The organism is Aurantiacibacter flavus, assembly GCF_039710615.1.
In the GTDB taxonomy this organism is placed as follows: Bacteria; Pseudomonadota; Alphaproteobacteria; order Sphingomonadales; family Sphingomonadaceae; genus Alteraurantiacibacter; species Alteraurantiacibacter flavus.
Window position 1 is genome coordinate 34,444 of sequence record NZ_JBDLBR010000009.1, and the last position, 21,408, is coordinate 55,851.

Annotated in this window: 9 protein-coding genes; 2 read left to right on the top strand and 7 right to left on the bottom strand. The window is 63.5% G+C overall.

Annotated features, from left to right (window positions below):
- Positions 1 to 68 precede the first annotated feature (68 nt).
- The 7 genes from ABDJ38_RS16460 to ABDJ38_RS16490 form a co-directional block, all read right to left on the bottom strand.
- Positions 69 to 4,394: a putative Ig domain-containing protein gene (locus ABDJ38_RS16460; RefSeq protein ID WP_346786228.1), complete on the bottom strand. Its 4,326-nt coding sequence runs from the start codon at positions 4,392 to 4,394 to the stop codon at positions 69 to 71.
- Between the two features lie 36 nt (positions 4,395 to 4,430).
- A complete protein-coding gene (locus tag ABDJ38_RS16465; RefSeq protein WP_346786229.1) occupies positions 4,431 to 5,642 on the bottom strand; it encodes a beta-barrel domain-containing protein in 1,212 nt (403 codons plus the stop codon).
- On the bottom strand, positions 5,639 to 7,846 hold the full coding sequence (locus tag ABDJ38_RS16470) for an ATP-binding cassette domain-containing protein (RefSeq protein ID WP_346786236.1): 2,208 nt from the start codon (positions 7,844 to 7,846) through the stop codon (positions 5,639 to 5,641). The genes ABDJ38_RS16465 and ABDJ38_RS16470 overlap by 4 nt, the downstream gene beginning before the upstream one ends.
- On the bottom strand, positions 7,846 to 9,144 hold the full coding sequence (locus tag ABDJ38_RS16475; protein ID WP_346786230.1) for a TolC family protein: 1,299 nt from the start codon (positions 9,142 to 9,144) through the stop codon (positions 7,846 to 7,848). The genes ABDJ38_RS16470 and ABDJ38_RS16475 overlap by 1 nt, the downstream gene beginning before the upstream one ends.
- A 944-nt stretch (positions 9,145 to 10,088) precedes the next feature.
- Positions 10,089 to 11,336 (bottom strand): replication initiator protein A, encoded by a 1,248-nt coding sequence (locus tag ABDJ38_RS16480; RefSeq protein WP_346786231.1) that lies wholly within the window; start codon positions 11,334 to 11,336, stop codon positions 10,089 to 10,091.
- A gap of 79 nt (positions 11,337 to 11,415) precedes the next feature.
- Positions 11,416 to 12,492: a ParB/RepB/Spo0J family partition protein gene (locus ABDJ38_RS16485; protein ID WP_346786232.1), complete on the bottom strand. Its 1,077-nt coding sequence runs from the start codon at positions 12,490 to 12,492 to the stop codon at positions 11,416 to 11,418.
- 74 nt (positions 12,493 to 12,566) lie between these two features.
- Complete coding sequence (locus ABDJ38_RS16490) at positions 12,567 to 13,769, bottom strand: AAA family ATPase (protein WP_346786233.1); 1,203 nt, start codon at positions 13,767 to 13,769, stop codon at positions 12,567 to 12,569.
- Positions 13,770 to 14,219: 450 nt separating this feature from the next.
- Here ABDJ38_RS16490 and ABDJ38_RS16495 point away from each other — a divergent pair, with 450 nt between their 5' ends.
- Positions 14,220 to 15,944, top strand: a complete 1,725-nt coding sequence (locus ABDJ38_RS16495) for a ShlB/FhaC/HecB family hemolysin secretion/activation protein (protein ID WP_346786234.1) — start codon at positions 14,220 to 14,222, stop codon at positions 15,942 to 15,944.
- 16 nt (positions 15,945 to 15,960) lie between these two features.
- On the top strand, positions 15,961 to 21,408 hold a 5,448-nt coding region (locus ABDJ38_RS16500), incomplete at its 3' end, for a two-partner secretion domain-containing protein (protein ID WP_346786235.1).

Here is a 21,408-nt window from a genome sequence, read left to right on the forward strand (position 1 = left end):
TAGGTAAATCAGTTTCTATTAGAAACTATTGAATTAATTGTGGGGCAGCCGATTATTAGGGAAAATATTTACCCTCCAACGATGACCGCAGGATTTGAAGAGCCAAAGTGATCTTGAAGATCTTGCGGAGTTGCAAAATACTCACCATTCACATAGAAATCCAAGAATGCCTGTCCGCTAGACTGAGAGTAATAGTCACTTTCCCCGTGAACACCCGGCTGCGCAGAGTCGATGAACACATCGAACATCAATCGGTTCGAACCGCTAGGTGGAACACCATCATAGGCAATCTCGCCTTCGGACAACGTCCAATCTCCAGACTTATCGAAGACGTGGTTATCTATATAGATGAGGTCGTTATCCTCAAAAGAACTAAAGGCTGCCCACAAATCCCAAGTGCCAATGTTCAAACTGTCGACAGTTATTGGATTGGAGTTTCGATCCGTTAGTACCAAGCCATATGCATCAGCACTGAGAGATCCCATATCGACCGCGGCACCCGCCCCGGTATTCCCGACATTGTCGAGACCGATCCACTTCTTGCTCGCAGCCAGGCTGCCATCGGCATCGACCATGATCTGCGATGCGGCTGCCCCGGAAACACGGGCCGACCCGGACCCCGTCGTATTCGGCGTCACCGTCGCAAAGGTGGCGTCCGCTGCGGCCAGAGCGAAGTTGCCCTGACCTGACGTTTCGCCAACGAACATACCGGCGTCGACTTCGACGTGATAGTTGTTGGAGAAGTCGAGGTCGTAATAAGGGTTGATCACGAGCCTGTTGTCGGTGACCGTCAGCAGTTCAGACAGGGCGACGGTCGTTCCGTTCACGGTCGCAGTTGGACTGGTGCCTCCTACCGTCACCTCGATCGTCTGCGTGTTAGCTTCAGTCTCGCCGAGGGTGCCGTAGTAACCGTCCTTTCCATTGCCGTTCGCATCGTTCGTGATGACGATCGAATAGGTGCCAGCGGCGTTCGTCAGCGCGATATTTTCGCTGGCCGTGAGGACCAGGTTCGACCGCACATCGAGGTTGGTCACACCGTTCAGGTTGGTCGAGAACGAAGGCGGGGTGACGGAATCGAGCGTGAACACATCCGATACGCTCAGGCTGCCGTCGGACGCGGTGACCTTGACCGTGATCGGATTAGCAAGCGCCTGCATACTGGTCGCGCTGAACGTGCCGGTGTTCGCGTCGAAGCTCAGCCAGCTCGGCAGCGCCGAATCGTCCCCCAGCGTTGCTGAATAGGTCAGCGTGGTGTTCGCATCGGGATCGGTGAAGCTGTTGGTGGCGATCGCATAGCTGAACGACTGGCCGACAACCGCCGCCTGATCGACGAGATTCTGAGCTACCACCGGCGCTTCGTTCACGTTGGTGAGGTTGACCGTAATTGTCGAGTTGGTCTCATTGCCGGCTGCGTCGGTCGCGGTGACCGCCACGTTGTAACTCGTGGGATCTGCTTCGAAGTCCTTCGCCGCCGTGAAGGCCAGAGCACCTGAAGCATCCAGCGTGAACAGTGCATTGTCACCCGTCGAGCCGTTAAGCGCCCAGGTCACCGTCTCGTCGGCGGTCAGCGTAGCGACCGTCGTGCCGTTCTCCGCCGCATCCACGCTCGCCGAAGTTACCTGCGGCGCGGTGTTGTCGATCACGAAGTCGGTAACCGTCTGGCCGACCTCGCCGGTCAGCAGCCCCTCATTGCTCGTATTGCCGACAAGGGTCGCACCATTAGCCAAGGTGATGCCCGAGAGCGTGGCCTGCGCAAAGTCCCCTGCAGGGATCGTTGCCGTGAACGTGATCTTGTTCGCATTCGGCTGACTCGCACCGGTTGCGGTGAACGCTCCATCATTGAAGCTGAGCGACACGTCGCTGAGATTGCCGGAGATCGTCACCGCCTCGCTGAGCGTTACAGTGAATGTGACCGTATCGCCCTGCTTGGCAGCAGCGTCGCTGGCAGTGATCGCTGTAACCTTCGGCGCGTTGACCGTGCCCAGCGTGAACTCATCCGACACGCTCAGGCTGCCGTCGGACGCGGTGACCTTGACCGTGACCGGGCTGGCAAGCGCCTGCACACTGGTCGCGCTGAACGTGCCGCTCTGATCATCGAAGCTCAGCCAGGTCGGCAGCGCCGAATCGTCCCCCAGCGTTGCCGAATAGCTCAGCGTGGTGTTCGCATCGGGATCGGTGAAGCTGTTGGTGGCGATCGCATAGCTGAACGCCTGGCCGACAACCGCCGCCTGATCGACGAGATTCTGAGCTACCACCGGCGCTTCGTTCACGTTGGTGACGGCGAGATTCACCGCCTGCGTCGATGTGTTGCCCCAGAAATCCGTCGCAGTGATGGTGAACGAATAACTCGCCGTCGCCTCATGATCGAGCGCACCAACAACGGTCACCTCCCCGGTATCGGCGTCGATGGCAAAGGCGCTGCTGCCAGTGAGCGCGTAGGTCACGCCGCCGGTGGGATCGGTGGCGCTGGCGGTAAAGACCACCTTTCCGGCAGCCGCGTCCTCTGCGACAGACTGGCTAATGCTCGTGCCGCCCTCGAAGGCGGGGCCAGTATCGTCATTCACGAAGCCGAGGGCCTTGACCGTGACCGCCGGAAGCAGCGCAGAAGCCAGATTCTGGTTCTCTGCGACGACATTCTCGAAGCCCTGTTCGAGAATGTCGGCAAGTTTCTGCGCATCGGTAAGGCCGAGGTCTGGCCGTGTAATCGCCGAGCCGAGCGACTGGTGGCCCTGCAGCAAGACGACAATCTCCTCGATCGTCTCTTCGAGCGTCTGGCCCTGCTTCAGCGTCCACCCCTGGATCGCCGCGAGATAGACACCATAGACGCTGGCGGTATCCGATATGTCGGCGCCGGTCGCATCGATGACGAGCTTCAGATCCTGGTTCGTCAGAACCACATCGGACAGGTCCGTGAACAGCTTGGCCACAAAGGCATTGGCGTTGGTGACGTCTGTCGCCGAAACGCCCGAAAGATCCGTTTCACCCGTAGAATTCAGCGATCCCCCCATCAGGCGGGTCGCCACTTCGGTGAGCGGCGTAATGTTGATCACCACGTCCTCACCGGCCGTGACCGACTTCACCGCACGCAGCATGACCGTAAGGTCGCTCTGCTGCCCGGTCGCCTCGTCGAGGAAGCCCTGCGAGTCGGTTTGCGGGTCAACCACGGAGACCAGTATCAGGCCGGTATAGTCGGCGTAGCCGATGCGGAACGATCCGGTGTCGTCGGTCACACCCGAGGCGAGCAAGGTGCCGTCCTCGGTGTATGCCTTCACTTGCAGCCCCGCCACGACCGGCCCGGCCGACACTGTGCCGGAGATGTAGCTCTGCCGATCGACGACAACGTCATGGGTCGCGGTTTCAGACACATTGCCAGCGACATCCACTGCCGATGCAGTAATCGCATAGTCGCCGTTCGCCGGCACTTCGTTGGCCGCGAATTCGGCGGTCCAGGTGCCGTCTTGATTGACCGTCACAGCCTTGCTGACTGCGCCCCATTTTACGGTCAGCGCACTCCCCGCCTCACCGGTACCGGAAACAGACACGGGCGCTTCGGCTTCGTCGCGATCGATCACGTCATCGCCTGCGACCGCATTGATGGCAGGTGCCGAAGGCGCTGTCTCGTCGACAGTGACCGCTCCTGCGATCTTGCCAACTTCTCCGGTCTGGCCGCCGGTGTCTTTCTGCCGGACCTGGATCGAACCTGCGGCATAGGTGCCTTCGGCCAGCGTAAAGCTGCTGCCGCTGCCGGCCGTCCAGCTCGTGCCGCCGTCGGTCGAGTATTCCCAGGTGTTACCGGTGACCAAGCCGGAGACGTCGATCGTGCCGTCTTTGGTGATGAAGTCGGTGGCGGAGGCCCCGGTGTCGCTATTCAGCTTCGCTTCGGGCGCAGCGATTGTGCTGCCGCCATCGCTGCGGAAGATCGCAATGCCACCGCCAACGATACCCGCCGCGCCGAGCGCATAGACGATCGGCGGCACACCGGAAAGGAAGCCGTTCGAATTGCCATCGAGCGGCGTGTCCGTGCGCTCCTCGGTCTGTTCGGTTGCGTCCTGGGTCGCGGCGGTTGCAGTGCCTGCATCGACGGAATCGGCAGGCGCTTCGTCGGATGCCCCTTCCTCGGCCGCTTCGGCCTCGGCATCGGCGCCCGTCTGCTCGGCCAGATCGTCCTCATCTTCTTCGTCTTCGTCGCTAAGGCGCTGCTCGGCCGCCTTGGCGGAAATCTTATCGAGCAATGATTGCGGCGCACGCTGCCGACCTGCAAGCTGTCCGCCATCGGCATTGGGATGACGCGGAGCGGCGACGGGTACCGGTGACATAGCGGCCTTGGCCACTTCGGCCGGGGCACCGTTCGCAGGAACAGCCTGGTCGTCCTTCGCGATGTCTTTGTTTTTCATTGCTCTACTCCTTGGAAACTGGTTGCGATCCACGCGTCAGCGTTCGCCGAAAGCGTCGTCGATCGTCTTGGTGATGGGTTTGGTGAGGAACGTGAGAACCGAACGCTGCTTGGTCCGGACCTCGACGGTCGCCGTCATACCGGCGTCCACAGTGATGGCTTTGCGCCCGGGCGGAGGAGCGGGCTGCTCCGGCAGGCGGATCTGCACGCGGTAGAAGACCTCTTCCTGGCCCTGCGGGCCGCGCTCGGTCAGCGTGTCGGGGCTGATGTAAGCGACTTCGCCCTCAAGGCTGCCGTAGATGCTGGGATCATAGGCATCGAGCTTGATCAGCGCCGTCTGGCCCACGCGCACATCGGAAAGGTCACTCGGCTTGAACTTCGCCTCGACAATCAGGTCGCTCGCCGTCGGCAGGATTTCGAGCACCGGCTCACCCGCACGCAGCGAGGCCCCGATTGTGGTGGTGACGATCTTCTTGATCTGGCCATCGTGCGGCGCGCGCAGTTCGGTGAAATCGTAGACGACCGAGCGCTCGCGCAGCATCTCTTCCTGCGTGGCGAGTTCTTCCTCGGCCTTGGTCATCTCCTGCTGCGCGTCCTGGAAATACTTGTTGCGCAGGTTGACGATCTGGCCGTCGAGATCGGCGATCGACCGGCGCAGGCGGATCACATCGACCTGGCCGACATCGCCCGCCGCCAGCAGCGGCTCGGTGATGTCCAGCTCGTCCTGAACCAGCGCGCGGCTCTGCCGCAGGGCGGAAATCCCCTCGTTCAGCGCCTGGCGCCTGCGATAGTAAAGCTGCGTCTGGTTTTCGCGGAAACTGGGCCAGCCATCGAGCTCGGCCGGAAACGACAGCGCTCCGCCATAGACTTCCGCTTTGAGGCGGGCGAGCGTGGCCTTCAGCGCCGCAACCTTGTTCTGGCTGTCGTCAAGCGCGGCCGAAACGCGGTTCTGATCCATCAGCGCAAGCAAATCGCCCTCGCGAACCCGCTGCCCTTCGGTGACCCGCATTTCGGCAAGCACGCCGTTGTCGGCAGCCTGGATGACCTGCGTCCGCGCCTCGGCAATCACCTGCCCGCGCGCGCGCACCATCTGGTCGATCTGCGAGTTGGCCGCCCAGATCAGCAGACCGGTGAGGCCAAGGCCGATCACAACGATCAGCCAGCCACTGGGCCCGATCGTCGGCAGCCCGAAGCGACGCCGCTCCCGGGCAATGCTGGCGTTCACATCGATTGGATATTCCATCTTCATGATACCGTCTCCACGGCACGCGCATTGCCGGTGGGTGCCGTCGGGCGGTTCTGGCCGGTTGGGTTGCCTTTGGCCGATCCCTGCGCTGCGGACGCACCCTGACGCAGGCGCTCCAGCACCGCGTCGCGCGGGCCGTCGAGGGCGATGCCCTGGGGCGTCAGCACGATCACGCGATCGACCAGCGACAACAGCCGGATCTTGTGCGTCACCAGCACGAGCGTGTCCGTCGGCGCGACCGCATCGCGAACCGCGCGCAGGCACTGCTCTTCGGTGGCATCGTCCATCGCCGAGGTCGGCTCATCGAGCAGCCAGACCCGCGGCCTGGCCAGCAGCATCCGTGTGAGGCCCACGATCTGGCGCTGCCCGCCGGACAGGCCCTCCCCGCCTTCGGAGATCGGCATCTGCACACCTTCGGAACGCCCGGCCAGCAGGCTGGCGAGGCCGCTTGCGCGAATGGCATCGGCCAGCGCCTCGTCATCGACATAGGGCAGACCCATCGTCAGGTTGTCGCGCAGGGTGCCGCTGACGAGCCGGATCTGCTGCGGAAGATAGCCGATCAGTTCGGAGCGCCGCTCGGCCGAGATATGCTGCACGTCGAGCCCATCGAGCAGGACGTGCCCACGCTCGGGCTTGATCAGCCCGGCCATCAGCTTGAGCAGCGTGCTCTTGCCGCAGCCGACCGCGCCGAGAATGGCAACGCGCTCTCCCTCGGCGATCTCAAGCGATTTCACCTCGAGCGGCACTGGCTGCGTCACCCACGAAAATTCGAGGTTGGCCACGTCGAACCGGCTGCGGATCACTTCGGGGACGAGCGGCGCATCGACGCCGTCATTCTCTTCGGCCAGCTCGTAAAGCCGATCCAAGTTACGCAGCGCGACCTTGGCGTGGGCCCACTGCACCAGCAGGCCGGGAATGGCGTTGACCGGCATCAGCACGCGGCCCGAAACGATCGAGCAGGCGATGATCGAGCCGACCGTCAAGGAATTGCTGGTGACAGCGAGATAGGCGCCGGTGGCGACCAGCCCGATATAGCTGATCTGCTGGATCACGCCCGAGGCATAGGAAGCCGTCTCGTTGAGATGCTTGATCTGCGTCATCTCTTCCGCCGTGCAGCGCGAGAGATAGTCCCAGCGCTGGCGCGCCTGCCACGAGCCGCCGGTGGCCTTGAGGAATTCAGCCCCCTGGATCGCTTCGACCAACAGGCCATGCCGCTGGTTGCCGACCATGTCCTCGCGGCTGCTGTGCGCCTCGATCGCGCGCCGGAAGCCGAGACCCACCGTCAGCGCGATGACGAAGGCGACCAGCGGAACCGCGGCCACGGCCGGGCCGCCGATCAGGAAGATCACACCGAGGAAGAACAGAGCAAAGGGCGCGTCGGTGAACAGGTAGAGCTTGCGGGCAATGATGAAGGCGCGCACCGCCTCGTATCCGCGCACCTGCGCGGCGAAGGTGCCGAGGCTGCGCGGATATTGATCGAGCCGCGTGGACAGCATACGCTGGAAGATGCTGCGCGCGGCGTCGATATCGATCCGCCGCAAGGCCCGGTCGACGATGGCGGAGCGGGCCAGCTTCAGGCACAGCTCGATCAGCACCGCGATCATGGCCCCGATGGTGAGCACGATCAGGGTGGCGACACCCCCCTGCCCGATCACCCGGTCATAGACCTGCATCGAATAGAGCGAGGTCGCCAGCACGAGCACGCTCGCAATGGTCGAGGCGAGGCTGGCGAAGAAGATCCACGACTTGTCGACCGCCATGATATCTTCGAACACGCCGCGTGCGGTCTTTTCGCGCGGCAGTTGCTGGCGGCGCTCCAGAGAACTGAACACGGTGCCCTGCGGCCAGGCTTCCACCCGCTCGCGCCCTTCGGCGCCTTCGGTCAGCCACAAGCCCTCGCCGCTCAGATCGTATACGAAGCGATAGCCCTCGCCCGGGATCAGGGCCACCAGCGGAAGGTCGCTCTTGCGCGGCATCTGCCGCCAGCGCGAGGCCTTCAGGCTCAGCATCTGGCACAACAGGTGGATGGACTTGGCGGCCGCACGGTTGGCGCCGGCCCCTTCCTTGTCGGCGAACTGGGCGCGCAGCTTGCGCGCGTCCCGGTAGGTCAACCCTCCCGATGCATCGAACACGGTGGCCAGACGCTTGCCCAGCCAGACGAGGCTGTCGGCGAAGTCCGGCGCCTTGGGTTTGGTGAAGACGCCCATCACTCCCACGGGAATTCTCCCGACAGCAGTTTCAGGCGATAGGCCGCGATCATGAACTGCACCTCGGCATCGGCCAGGCTGCGTTCGATTTCGGTCTGCTCGCGCGTAACGTTCAGCAGGTCGAGCCAGCTGCGTTTCCCGGCCAGGAACATGCGCTGATAGGATTCGAAGGTTTGCCGCTGCACCTCGCTGCTCTCGCGCAGCTGGCCGACCAGCGTCCGCAAGGCGCGGTAATTTTCGAGATCGGCCGTGATCTGGCTGGCAAGATCGGCAAGATAGGCATCGCGCTGGCTGGAAGCCGCACCCACCAGCGCCTGCGCCGACTTGGCCCGGTCAAACGTCGAGAGACCCGCACCGAAGGCATAGTTCACGCCCAGGAAAACGCGGGTGTCGGGTGTCGCCGAAGGGTAGTACTCATCATCTGCCACACGCTGTTCGAAGCGCGCGAAGATCGTCGGCATCGCGGCGCGCTCGGCAGCGCGTGCCTCGGCCCGGGCCAAATCAATCTGCTCCTCAGCGCGCTGCAGGCCCGGGTTCGCGGCCACCGCGCGCGACAGCAGGTCATCGGTCGTGGTCGCGAAGAACTGCTCTGCGAGGCCCTGCGGCTCTTCCACCTGCGCGGCCATGATCGGCACGCCCACAAGCTGCGAAAGCGCCTCCACCGCGCTGACCTCGATCGCGCGATAGTTGGTGAGATTGTTCTGCGACAGCGTGAGCCGGGTGAAGACGAGATTGTAATCCACCGAAGCGGACAGGCCCGTGTCCACGCGCCGGCGCATCATGCCTTCGAGCGCTTCGAGCCGCGCGATGTCTTCGGCATAGACCTCGCGGAACGAGCGCGCCGCCACCAGCCTGCCATAGGCATCCATCACGCGCAGCGCGATTTCGTAGCGCGCCTCCTCGATGCCTGCTTCGGCAACCGAGGCCCGCGACTTGGCGGCCCTGAGATCGGCACCGATCCGGCCGAAACTGTAAAGCGGCTGCGTCAGCGCGCCGGTCACCAGGTAGCCATGGCGCCCGCCCTCCACATTCACCGAAGGGGTCGGGAAATACTCCCAGCGCGCGGCAGACACCGCATATTGCGACGAAAGCGCGTTGCTGCGCTGGGATTCGACGTAAGGATTGCGCTGGGCAGCGCGGCTGACCAGCTCATCGAGCGACCAGGAACGCAACATGTCGGGATCCGCAGGGGACAGGGCTGCCGAGCTGGTTGCCGAGCTGGTCGCCGACGCGGCGAGGAACACCGCCGCACACAAGAGCGGCCAATAGCCCGCCGCAGCACGCCACCTGGCACTCACACCACCTAGCCTCTCGCTACATACATTCTGGCAACAGATAAAAATCACAAATATCCCCAATCAAGATCGAGCTCAGCCATATCGCTAAAGCAGCTGACCAATCTTGGTAGAGAATATCTCTATTTGTGAACCATTTTACCACTCCAAAATGGACATATACGCCTTCCTACTAGGGAGGAATGTTGTCTAGTCCGGCTATAATAAGATAAAGTACGTACTTTTTACTCTGAGGCATCTGATCTTGTCGATTGGGAGCGTAGATTCTTTGATGGTCTCATCGATATGTCCGCACTGGCGGAGCCGCAGGTTGGCCGTGCTTTATCGGGTCATGCGCCGGTGAGCGTGGCGTTTGGGCTGCGGAGCATTTTGTGGATCCGGACGCTTGCTTACATCAGGCCTGGTTGTGGACCCTGATCCTCTCCGGCTGTGTCACCGACCGGTGCCAGGGGTATCGGAGAGAAGGTCCATTGTTCAGACTGCGTTCGCAGCTTGGCCGCTGGCGGTTGGTCCGCGCGCCACGAGGCCGTTGTTGGCCCCTCCCCCATTCATTCCAAAAAAATACGGAATTCAAGGGTATGTTAGAGGGGTTATAGAGACTGTTAGACAGGTTAAGCGCGGCCTTGTGACTTGTGGCTCCTGCGCTTCCACGAGTCGCGCGCACAGGCCGTTCCTCAAGTGTCGATCATGCGTTCCCGATAGGTCGTTGGCGGCGTTCCCGAAGGATCGGTCATGCGTTCCCGATGGAGCGATGGCTGTTCCCGAAGGATCGGCACTACGCGACAAGCCGTGGGTTTGCTGCGCGAATTGAATCAGTTCTTCGGGCCTTGCTGCAAAACACGTTCAATTGTCTGGACGGGACAGGGCGAACCGGTGGACATGGTCTGCGAGAACGACACTTCGGGAACGCGCCCTGCCCTCCCCCTGCCCTCGCGACTGCCTGACGGTCAGCCGCGCAGCTGGTGGCGGTGCTTTTCGTGATGGCGCTTCACCCACCCGATGAACGCTTTCTGCCAGTTGGCAGGCAGGCGGGTGGCGTCGGCATCTACCCAGCGGGTGAACTCGGCGTGGAGCGCGTATAGATCCCAACCGGGGCATTTCTCGCGCAGGTGCGCGATCGTCTCGTCGGTCATGAAACCGCGCGTGGCCTTGTCGCTCAGGCCCGCAATGGCCGAGCGGACGAGCTTGCTGGCGTCGACAGTTTCGGGCGCGGCGCTTTCGCTCTCGGAAGCGGGATCAAGCGCTGCCTTCGCCTCGCGGCGTTTCCCCGGGGAAACAGCCTGCGCCCTCCCCTGCCCCGCCTCGCTGGCGGATGCAGGCTCCTTCGCTTGCGCAAGGCCCTTCTCGGCGCCATCCTTCCCGTCCACCCGCGTCATCCGCAGCATCGGCTCGCCATCGCGGGCCGAAGTTTCCACCGCCAGCGCATAGCCGGGCAAGGCGTTCTTCTCGGCCAGCTTGAGCATCTCGAACTTGAAGCGGCGATATTGCCCTTCGGCCCCGGACTTCTCGAACAGGACGGGCATTGAGATGGCAAAGCCCCCCTCCCCTGCCCCGCCCGCGTGCTTGCGCGCAACGCGATAGAGCCAGCGTTCGCGGCCGCCGGTGATGTCGAAATAGGCGCGGTCGATGCTGAGCACCCCGCCCTTCATCATCACCCCTTCCCAGAACCAGTTGGACAGCTCGATAGTCATGCCCCGGCTGCGCTCGGTCTTCTCGTCGACCAGCTGGGTCCAGCCATCGAGCCAGCTGAAGGTCGCCTCGCGGCGGTTCTCGGCGCGGATGTTGGTCTTGATCGTGGTGGATACGAGCCGGTCAAGCGCCTGGCCCAGCAGCTCGTAAGCGCGGCCCGTGGTCGGGCGGCCGATGGCGCGCAGCAGGTCATAGGGCATGAGGTGCAGCTTGCGCGGCACGTCGTTGACCCCGCGCCGGGCCATGTCGGCCAGCTGGCTGGCGCAGTAGATCAGGATGTCCGCATCCCAGATCGTGGCCATGCCATAATCGGGATTGGCGCTGACATGGACCCACAGCTTGCCGTCAGGGCTGGTATAGTCGATCGGCTTCACGCGCTTGGTCTTGGCGAGACTGAAGAAGGGCCGCTCCATCATCTCGCGCTGATCGCGCAAGGGCAGGTCCGCCAGATAGGGCAGGAACAGGTCGAACTGCTCGGGAACGGACTGGCGGCGGGCGCGGCTCATGCCTGATGTTTCGCTTCGCGGTACTGCGCTGCGCTGCGTTTCCCCGGGGAAACACGGCTTGGCGAAGGGGGCAGGGCGGTCACCGTTGCAGCCCGCGGCCCTGCTCGTCGAGCGAGGCCAGCGCATCCTGCACGCGGGCGACCAGTTCCTCTTCGGAGAGGCCGTGCCCGGCGTGCAGGCGCAAGGTCACGCCCTGCCGGTTGCAGGCCGTGACACTGACCGCAGGTCGCCCATGGGCACCGGCGATCACCAGCGGGACGGCGCTCGCCTTGTCTTGCCCGGCGGCGAGCAACTGCGCGATTACCTCGGGCGAGGGGAGGGCGCTCTCGCCCGAGGCCTTGCGTTCGGCCTGCTGCTTCGCCAGCGCATCGGCCTTGCGGCGAATGGCTGCGGCGCGCGCCTTGTCGTCCATCGCCTGTGCCAGCGGATAGGCGGGCTTCAGCTGCACCTCGGCGGGCGAGGCAAAGGCCGCGATCACCGCATCGGGCAGCGATGCCACCTTGAGCATCTTCGACAGCCACCCTTTCGACAGCTTCAGCCGCTCGGCCATGCGGGTGAGGTGGTTGCCGTAGTGCGCCTTCAGGGCCTCGGCATAGTTGCGCGCGCGTTCGAGGTCCGACACGTCCTTGCGCGCGCGGTTTTCGAGATCGGCCAGGCGGAAGGCGGCCTCGTCGTCGAGGTCGGCCACCTGCGCCACGAACTTCATCTCGGGATAGGAATGGCGGCGCAGCCAGCTGATCGACCAGTGCCGCCGCGTGCCCGCGATCACCTCGTAGTCATGCTCCGGATCGCCCTCGATCCGGCGCACCACTGCGGGGACTTTCTGCCCGCCTTCGGCAACGATGGAATCGATCAGTTCGCGGCAGCTCTCCTCGCTCAGATGCTCGTAGCTGCGGGCATTGCCCGGCCACACGCGCACCCGCGCCGGATCGAGCAGCAATTGCGTGACCTGCCGCACCTCGCCGGTGGCCACCCGCGCCAGCGCGCTTTCACGGCCGAGCAGGGTGGTGCCGCGCGCCCGCTCGCGCCGCTGTTCTGTGGTCATGGCGACAGCAGGCTCCTGCTTCGGAGTTTCCGAAGGGGAGGGGGCAGGGGAGGGCGCAGCCTCGTCATCGGCCAACAGGTCTGCCAGATAGTCCTTCTGCTTCTTAGCCACGCGCCGGGCCTCCTTGCCTTGAGGGGGAGGGCAGGGGCCTCAGCACAAAAGCGGGCATGTAGGAAAGCACTTCCTTAGCCATTGACCACCAGCTCCTCGTCGATTCTGTCGACCCGGCCCCATGTGCTGCGCACCAGTTGCTCGACCTGGCCCAGCGCCTCATCCAGATTGGCGCGGCAGCGCTTGTGCGTGCGCGCGGTGCCGATCGGCTTTTCGAGTTCGTAGATCGTCATCATGCGCATGGCCGCATGGCTGATCTCGGCGCTTTCGAGGATGGGCACGGGGAGGAGGGCAGGGCCGAAGCTCTGTTCCATGATCGCGCGCACCATGTCATGGCTGGGATCGTTGGCGTCGAACTTCGAACACAGCAGCCGCACGAACTGGTAGTCCACCGCGATCCCCGCCTCGGTCAACTGTTCGAGCACCTGATCCATCATCGAGAGGAACTGGACGGTGGAGCAGAAATCGGGCGTCGTCGCCGCCAGCGGCACCAGCAGCGCATTGGCCGCCTGCATCACCGCCAGGCTGATCGTGCCCAGCGCCGGCGGCGGATCGAGGATGACCACGTCATAATTGCGCGAAATATCCGTAAGCCCTTGTTTTAGCTTGCGAAATCGCGTAGCGAGAACGCTCTGCCCATCGGCTCCGGCGGCGGCCAGTTCGTATTCCACATCGAACAGTTCGAGGTTCGAGGGGATAAGATCGACATTGGGCCAGGGCGTGTGCTTGACCGCATAGAGCAGGTCGGCCTGGGTCGGATCGATCGAGAGATAGGGGTATAGCGTCTCTTCGCGGGTGATGTTGAAATGCGGGTTGAAGCCGAACAGCGTGGTGGTGGTGGCCTGGCTGTCGCAATCGACCACCAGCACGCGATAACCGCGCACGGCGAAATAGTGGGCAAGGTGGGTGGTGACGGTGGACTTGCCCACGCCGCCCTTGAAGTTCTGCACCGCGATCATGGCGGCAGGATCGCCGCTGGCGCGCCGGGGCGAGGCGCCGAGCACCTCGCGCATGTTGAGCATATCCTCGATCGAATAGCCGAGGCGGCGGCCATTGTCGCCGGCGGGGGGAGGGGGCAGGCGCCCGTCGTCCTCGGCCATGCGGATGCGGTTGGTGGAACAGCCGAGCAACCCGGCCGCCTCGGCAATGCCGAACCGCACGTTGAGGCCCTTGCGGCTTTCGGGCAGGAAGGCCTTGCGGCGCAACCGCTCGATCATCTTCTCGCCGCTTTGCGCGAGATCACCGATTTGAGATCCGATTGAATGCTTTTCTGGCATGAGGTGCGCCTTTGAACCTGTATGCAGCCAGCAATGGCGGAAAACGTGCAAAATTGCAATGTGGATTGCTCGCCCGGGTTTGTACGGGGCCGGAGTGACGCGGCGCCCGCCAATTGATCGCTGCCTGGCCTTCGGCCCCGCTGCCTAGCGCGAGCATTCTCCCGGGATCGGGCGCCCGCGTCGCCCAGGCCCATGCGGTGGTGAAAAGAACTCGTCGTGATGGCCTCAGCGGCCCGGCGAGAACTTCTTTCGCATAGTTAATGATTCCATGAAGTTACGTATCCTTCCTCTCCTGACCATGGGAAGGGGGCAGGATAATAAGAAGCCGAATAGACGACCGGAATCTGGGCGCATTGAAGGCTAATCATGATTTATGACTTATCGGCGAGATCGCTTCGCCAAGTAAAACCTCGTGCTCACCCGGGGCTGTCTGCTGGTACGGACGGTTTAGTGCGGTTGGGGCGAGGGTCGTGCCTTGCCTCGCTTTGCGTTGCGGGGCTGGCGCTGTCGGCTCCGGCCATGGCGCAGACCGCCAGCCAGACCTTGCCCGATACGCTCGCTCCACCCGCGGCGCCTGCCCCGCAAGCGCCCTTGCGGCTCCCCGCCGAGGCGACGATGCAGGCCCCTGAAGGCGCCGGGAGTGTCTCGCTCACGCTGGCTGACATCACGCTCGAAGGTGCCGCGCTTGCGCCCGCGACCATGGCCATGCTGCGCGCGCGGCTGACCGGCAAGGTCGTCACCGTTGCTGAGGTGTTCGCGGCAGCGGGCGCAGCCGAGGCGATCGAAGTGCGGCGCGGACGTGTGCTCGCGCGTGTGCTGGTGCCGCAGCAGGATCTGCGCGACGGGGGCACGCTGCGCCTGCTGGTGGTCGACGGCTTCATCTCCGAGCTTGACCTCAGCGCGGTTCCGGCTCGCCAGCGCGGGCGCGTTGCGGCCATATTGCAGCGGTTGGTCGGGCGTCCGGGGGTGGGGCTGAACGAGATCGACCGAGCCCTGACGCTGGCGGGCGAGCTGCCCGGCCTCAGCCTGCGCTCGACGCTCGTGCCGGGCGAGGCCGAGGGGGCGGTCGTGCTGAGGGTCAGCGGCGAGTGGCGCCCCTTCAGCAGCTTTGTTTCACTCGAGAACGGCCTGCCCGATTCGCTGGGCGGGGTGTCGCTCAGCCTCGGGGTCGACCTGCGCTCGGTGCTGGGCGCGGGCGAGCTGGTCTATCTGCGCGCTTCGGGCGATCCGGCGGCCCGGGGCGGACGTGGCTACTTTGGCGAAAGCCCGCGCAACCGGGCGCTGGCGGCGGGCATTATCCTGCCGCTCGGCACCGACGGGCTGACGTTCACGGCATCCTATTCCGATGCGAAGAGCAGGCTCGATCACGCCGCCGGTGAGCCCGGCTTTGCCAGCCACTTCACCCGGCTTTCGGGGCAGCTGCGCTATCCGATCATCCGGCGGCGCGCAGTAACGCTGGCCGCGCATGTCACCTTCGATGCGCACAAGGAGACGGCCGACATCGTGACGCCCAGCCCCTTGCCGATCTCGGTCGACAGGCTGCGGGTGCTGCGGTTCGGCTTCGACGGGGCCAGCTATCTGGCGAACGGGGGTGCGTTCTATGCCGATGTCGAGGCGTCGAGGGGGATCAAGGGGCTGGGCGCGCGCACTGCAAGCGATGCGACCGAGCTACTGCCGCTGTCGCGCCAGGGGGCCGATGCCGGTTTCCGCAAGCTGAAAGGCTCGGCGCGGCTCGACCTGCCGCTGGCGCAGCACCTGTCGCTGAACCTCAATGCCAAGGGGCAGGTGTCGTTCGGCGAGGTGCTGGTCAACTCCGAGCAGTTCGGCATTGCCGGTGACGATGCCATCTCGGCGTTGTCGACCGGGGTGTTGCAGGGTGACAAGGGCTATGCCGCCCGCGGCGAATTGCGCGCGCCCTTCAGCTGGTCGGGCGGGGGCAGCGTGGCCAGCTTCTCGCCCTATGCCTTTGCCGCGCACGGCGCGGTGAGCTTCGAGCAGCCGACTGCGCTGGAACGCAAGACGACGCGGGCCTGGGCCTTCGGGGCGGGCCTGCGCGGCTCGGTGATCGACCCAGGCAGTGGCCTCTTGTTCCAGCCAGCCTTTGAATATGGCCGCGCCCATCTGCCCGGCGGTTGGGACGACCGCCTCTCCGTCAGCCTGATGCTGCGTTTCTGATTTCGGGGTAAAGACTATGATAACACGCACTCTTCCTGCCCTTCTGGCCACTGCCAGCGCCCTTACTCCGGTCAGTGCCCTGGCCGGGGCATTGCCGCAGGGCGGCGCTGTTGCGGGCGGCCAGGTGGCCATCGATACCCCCGATGCCAATCACATGACCATCACCCAGAGCAGCGACCGGGCGATCGTCAACTGGCAGAGCTTCTCGGTGGGGGAGGGCAGCACGGTGAAGGTCGTGCAGCCCGATGTCTCGTCGGCGCTGCTGAACCGTGTGACGGGCGACGCCACCAGCGTGATCGCCGGGCACCTGCAGGCGAACGGGCAAGTATTCCTGGTCAACCCCAACGGGATCATGATCACCGGCACCGGCAGCGTGAACGCGGCCGGGTTCACCGCCTCGACGCTCGACATTGCCGACGAGGACTTCATGGCTGGCGGCAACAGGCTGACCGTGAGCGCGCCGCGCGATGGGCAGGCGCTGCGCTTTGCGCGCGGCGGCTTTGCGGGGCTGCTGGGGGGTGCGGCAGGCGATGGCCTTGTGCTGGCCAGTCTGGTCGAGGACAGCGAGGGGCGCGCGGCGCTCGATCTTGGCGGCGACGGGTTCCTGCAGGTCGGTGTGCCGCAGGGCGGGATCAGCGTTGCCGGCACGATCGACGCGCGTACCATCGCGCTGACCACCGGCACCGCGACCGATCTGGCGCGCGGGGTGGTGCAGGTGTCGGGCGCGCTCAACGCCTCGAGCGTGAGCCAGGAGGGCGGCACGATCCGCCTGACCGGTGCCGAGGTGCAGCTGACCGGCGCACAGATCGATGCCTCCGGGGTGACGGGCGGCGGTTCGATCGCAATCGGCGGCGGCTATCAGGGCACGGGCGACCTCGCCCATGCGAGGAGCCTGAGCGTCGATGGCGCGACCGTGATCCGCGCCGATGCGCTGGCGCAGGGCGATGGCGGTGAGGTTGTGCTGTGGTCGGACCGCAAGACCGACTTTGCCGGCACGATCACCGCGCGCGGCGGCGCGGCGGGCGGCGATGGCGGCTCGGCCGAGGTTTCGGGCAAGGTGCTGCTGGCCTACACGGGCAGTAGCGACCTGCGCGCGCCGAAGGGCAAGACGGGCGACCTGCTGCTCGATCCGTACAATGTCACGATTTCGAATGACCCGGACAGCAACCAGTCAGGCTTCACCGCCAGTGGCGATGACAGCGTGATCAATGTGACCACGCTCCAGAACGCGCTGGCAATGGCCGATGTTACGGTCTCGACCGGATCGGGCGGCAGTCAGGAAGGCAATATCACCGTTGCCGATGCGCTCACATGGTCGGACAATGTCCTGACGCTCGATGCGGTGACTGATATTGATGTCAACGCCGCCATGACGATGACCAACGGCGGTTTGACGCTGAGCTCCCAAGCAATCACCGTTACCGCACCGATCACAGTCAAGGGAGCTGGCCATGTCAACGCCAATGTCACTTCGACCTCTCATATTACATTTGTTAGAGGCGGTTACAGTTTCAAGGGCAGCTTCACCTATCTCGCTGAAGATGGCAGCGCGCTGACCGGTCCCAGCCCAGGCAGCTACACGACCAATGGCAAGAGCTACACGATCATCACCAGCCTCGGTGCCGAAGGATCGACCACCGGCGCCGATCTGCAAGGGATGAATGGCGATCTGGGTAACTACTACCTTCTCGCCGCCGACATCGATGCCAGCGCGACTGCGAGCTGGAACGGTGGCGCTGGCTTCCTTCCAATAGGCAACAGCACAAACAAATTCACTGGGGCCTTCCAAGGAGCTGGCCACACTATTTCCGGACTCACAATCTACCGTCCTGCCGCCGACAATATCGGCTTTTTTGGTAATATTGAATTTGTTGGTGAATATTATTCTGCAAGTAACTTTAACTTACATAATATATCGATAACGGGAAGAGATAATGTTGGAGGGGCTTTTGGCAATAGCGATATAGCAGGATCTGATAATGTTGGAGTTAGCGGCCATGTTTCAGGGCGAGATAAGGTCGGGGGCCTTGCCGGTCGTTCCGATGGATATGTAAATAGTACAGTTTCTATTGCGAATGTTAGTGGCAACAACAGGGTTGGCGGGATTGTTGGCGATTCTGGCTCAAACCCATTTTATAATATCTACCATAATTACTTTGCGGGATCGGTTTCAGGAAATGATTATGTAGGCGGTGTGCTTGGGGGTAGTGATGGGCCTGCAAAGCTTCAGAATAATTTCTCTGCCGGATCAGTCTCCGGGAACGATTATGTTGGTGGTATTCTGGGGAAAAAAGACGGTGGGTCGTCATATGTTTCTATAAATAGCAATATTTTTACCGGTTCTGTTTCAGGCAATAGCAATGTGGGTGTACTATTCGGCGACAGCGCTATTGCTGGCTCCATAAATGCCAACTACTGGGACACTGACACAACCGGTTTTTTGACCGGTGTGGGCGGCACCGGGCTTACGACAGCCCAGCTGCAATCGGGCACGCTGCCGGCGGGGCTCGCCGGTTCCCCCTTTTTTTGGAGGGGGGTGAGCGGGCTTTATCCCTATAACCGGCTCATGTTCCCCGATGGCGTGCATGCTGTGTCAGGCACGTTGAAAGATAATTTAGGCAATCTGGTTTCGGGCAAGGCCGTCTATGCCGGAAGCCGCGCCGGGTTGCTGATCCCGGGGTTGACCGGCGCCAATGGCTATTACTATGCGCTTGGCGATCCGGATATCTCCAGCAGTGGCGGTGACCTGTTCGCCTTTGCCAACATCGATGCGTCGCGAAGCGCTGCGGCTACCTTCGGCTATGCCGGTGAGACGAACCGGACGCTCAACCTCGTCGAGGGGGCTTTCCTTCACTACACCGATCAGACACTGCTCTCGCGCGTGCCGACCCGCAGCTTTCTGCTGACCTATTTTGCCGGCAACGCAGCGGCTGTCAATGCCATCGAAAATACCGGGCCCGAGCGATTTTTTGCCAGCAGCGAGTTCGATATCGACGAAGCGGTGGATGTCGATCATCCGATGAGATTTTCTGCGACGAACCTGTACGTGTCCGACGCGGTTACCGTGCGTGACGGCCAGAACCTCGGCCTTGTTGCTGGCGGTTCGATCGCCATTACCGCACCGATCACGGTGCTGGGTGCGGGCGATGTCGCGATGGCCTATGACAGCACGAGCCTCGACAACCTGAGCTTCGGCCTCACGGCAAACGGGTTCCGCGGCAGCCTGACCTATCTCGATGCCAGCGGCAATCCGCTGACCGGCGCTTCACCGGGCAGCTTCTCGCTGAACGACAATGTTCACACGATCATCACCAGCCTTGGTGCCGAGGGATCGACCACCGGCACCGACCTGCAGGGAATGCAGGGCAATCTGGCGGGCAGCTATCTGCTCGGCGCCGATATCGATGCCAGCGCCACTGCCGGATGGAACAGCAATGCGGGCTTTGCGCCGGTGGGGACTGACAGCAACCCGTTCACCGGCACATTCCTCGGCGGTGGCCACCGCATTTCGGAGCTGGCGATCGAACGGCCGTCACTTAATGGTGTCGGGCTGTTTGGTTATGTCTCTGGTGGCTTGGTTTCCAACGTCGGGGTGGTTGGTGGATCTGTTAGCGGCAGCGGGCAGGTCGGAAGTCTGATCGGATTTCTGACGGATGCCGATGGCCTGCCGGTGGTGAGCCAGAGCTATGCTACCGGTACTGTGAACGGCGTCGGCGGTGTCGGCGGCCTGATCGGCAGGGTTGATGATAACGGCACCGTAAGCAAGAGCTTTGCCACGGGCACAGTGTCGGGGGACAGCAGCGCAGGCGGTCTGGCCGGGAGTATCGGGCAGGATTCCCTGGTGATGGATAGCTTCGCCACCGGCCGGGTGAAGGTTATTGGTTCCTCTGCCGGCGGCCTGATCGGATCGGTTAGCCTTGGCACCGTGAGCAACGCCTTTGCCACCGGCGCAGTGTCGAGCAACACCAGGGCTGGCGGTCTGATCGGAGGCTTTGGTGGCGGCACCGTGAACGATAGCTACGCCACCGGTGCCGTCTCCAGTCTCTCCGACGTCGGCGGTCTGATCGGACTTCTCGGGGCCGGAACCTCGGTAAACAACAGCTATTGGGACAGCGAAACCACTGGCCAGACGACCAGCGCTGGCGGGAGCACTGCGCTCACCACTGCCCAATTCCAGTCGGGCAGTCTGCCAAGCGGGTTCGATGGCAGCACGTGGGCCACCGGCTCTGGCCTCTATCCCTATCTGTCGTTTTTCTTCCCCGATGGGGTGCAAGCGGTGTCGGGCACGGTCACCAATGCCGATGGCACAACTGCGGCCCTTGCCTCCGTTGGGCTCAGTCTCAATGGCGTGAACCCGTCGCTTTACGGCTCTGTCCAAGCAGGGGCCAATGGCTATTTCTATGCTCCTGTGAGCCCTGAAAGCTACGCCGATGGCACTGCGAAGCTGGCCGCCACGCTCACAGCCGACGGGGCCAGCACCATCGGCGGGCTGGCCTATGGTGACGGGCTGTCGCTCGACAGCGACGGCAATTTCGCGGTGGGCACGCTGAAGCTCGGGCGGGCCCATCACAACACGGCGCTGGGCAGCACCTCGGCGCTGTTGACGGAGGTGGACAATACGTTTGGCGCTTCGGTGGTAAGCGCGGCCAATACGGCGCTTGCCGCCATGCCGTTCGTGATTGCGGCGCGGCAGGATTTCGCGATCGATAGCGTTCTGTCACGCACCGGATCGGTGGCCGTTGCCACCACGGGCAATCTCAGCATCGCCAATGGGGCTTCGCTCAGCAGCAGCGCCAGCGGTGATGCTATCCTGCTTGCCGCAGGGGGCTCCTTCACCAACAATGGCGATGCCTCGGCCTTGTCGTCGGCCACCGGCGGGCGCTGGCTGGTCTATCAGGGCACGGGGCTTGGCGGCACGCGCGGCGGGCTTGTGGGCACGAGCTACTATGGCACCGCCCTTGATCTTTCGACGCTGGCCTTTGCGGCCACGCCCCCCTCGGGCAATCGCTTCGTCTATGCCGAACAGCCGACGCTGACGATCTCGGTCGGCGGAAGCAGTGCCTATGACGGCAGCGTGAAGAGCGCCACGCTTGCCAGCAGCGGCCTGATCAACGGCGACACGTTGCAATTGGGCGGCACGGCGACGGGTATCACCACGTCCAGCGCGAATGCAGGTGACTATTCGCTGACGCCGGCCGGGCTGACGAGCGCACTCAACTACAAGATCACCTACGCGCAAGGGACCTACAAGATTACGCCGCGCGCGACGGTGGTGACCTATACGGCAGACGCGTTGAGCCGCATCTACGGCGATACGCCGGGCACGATGACCGGCACCGCCTCGGCGAGCAACCTTGCGAGCGGCGATACGCTGGCGTCGATCACCTCGGGCAGCGCGAGCTGGACGACGAGTGCTGGCAGCACCAGCGATATCGGCAGCTACGCAATCGAAGGAACGGGGCTG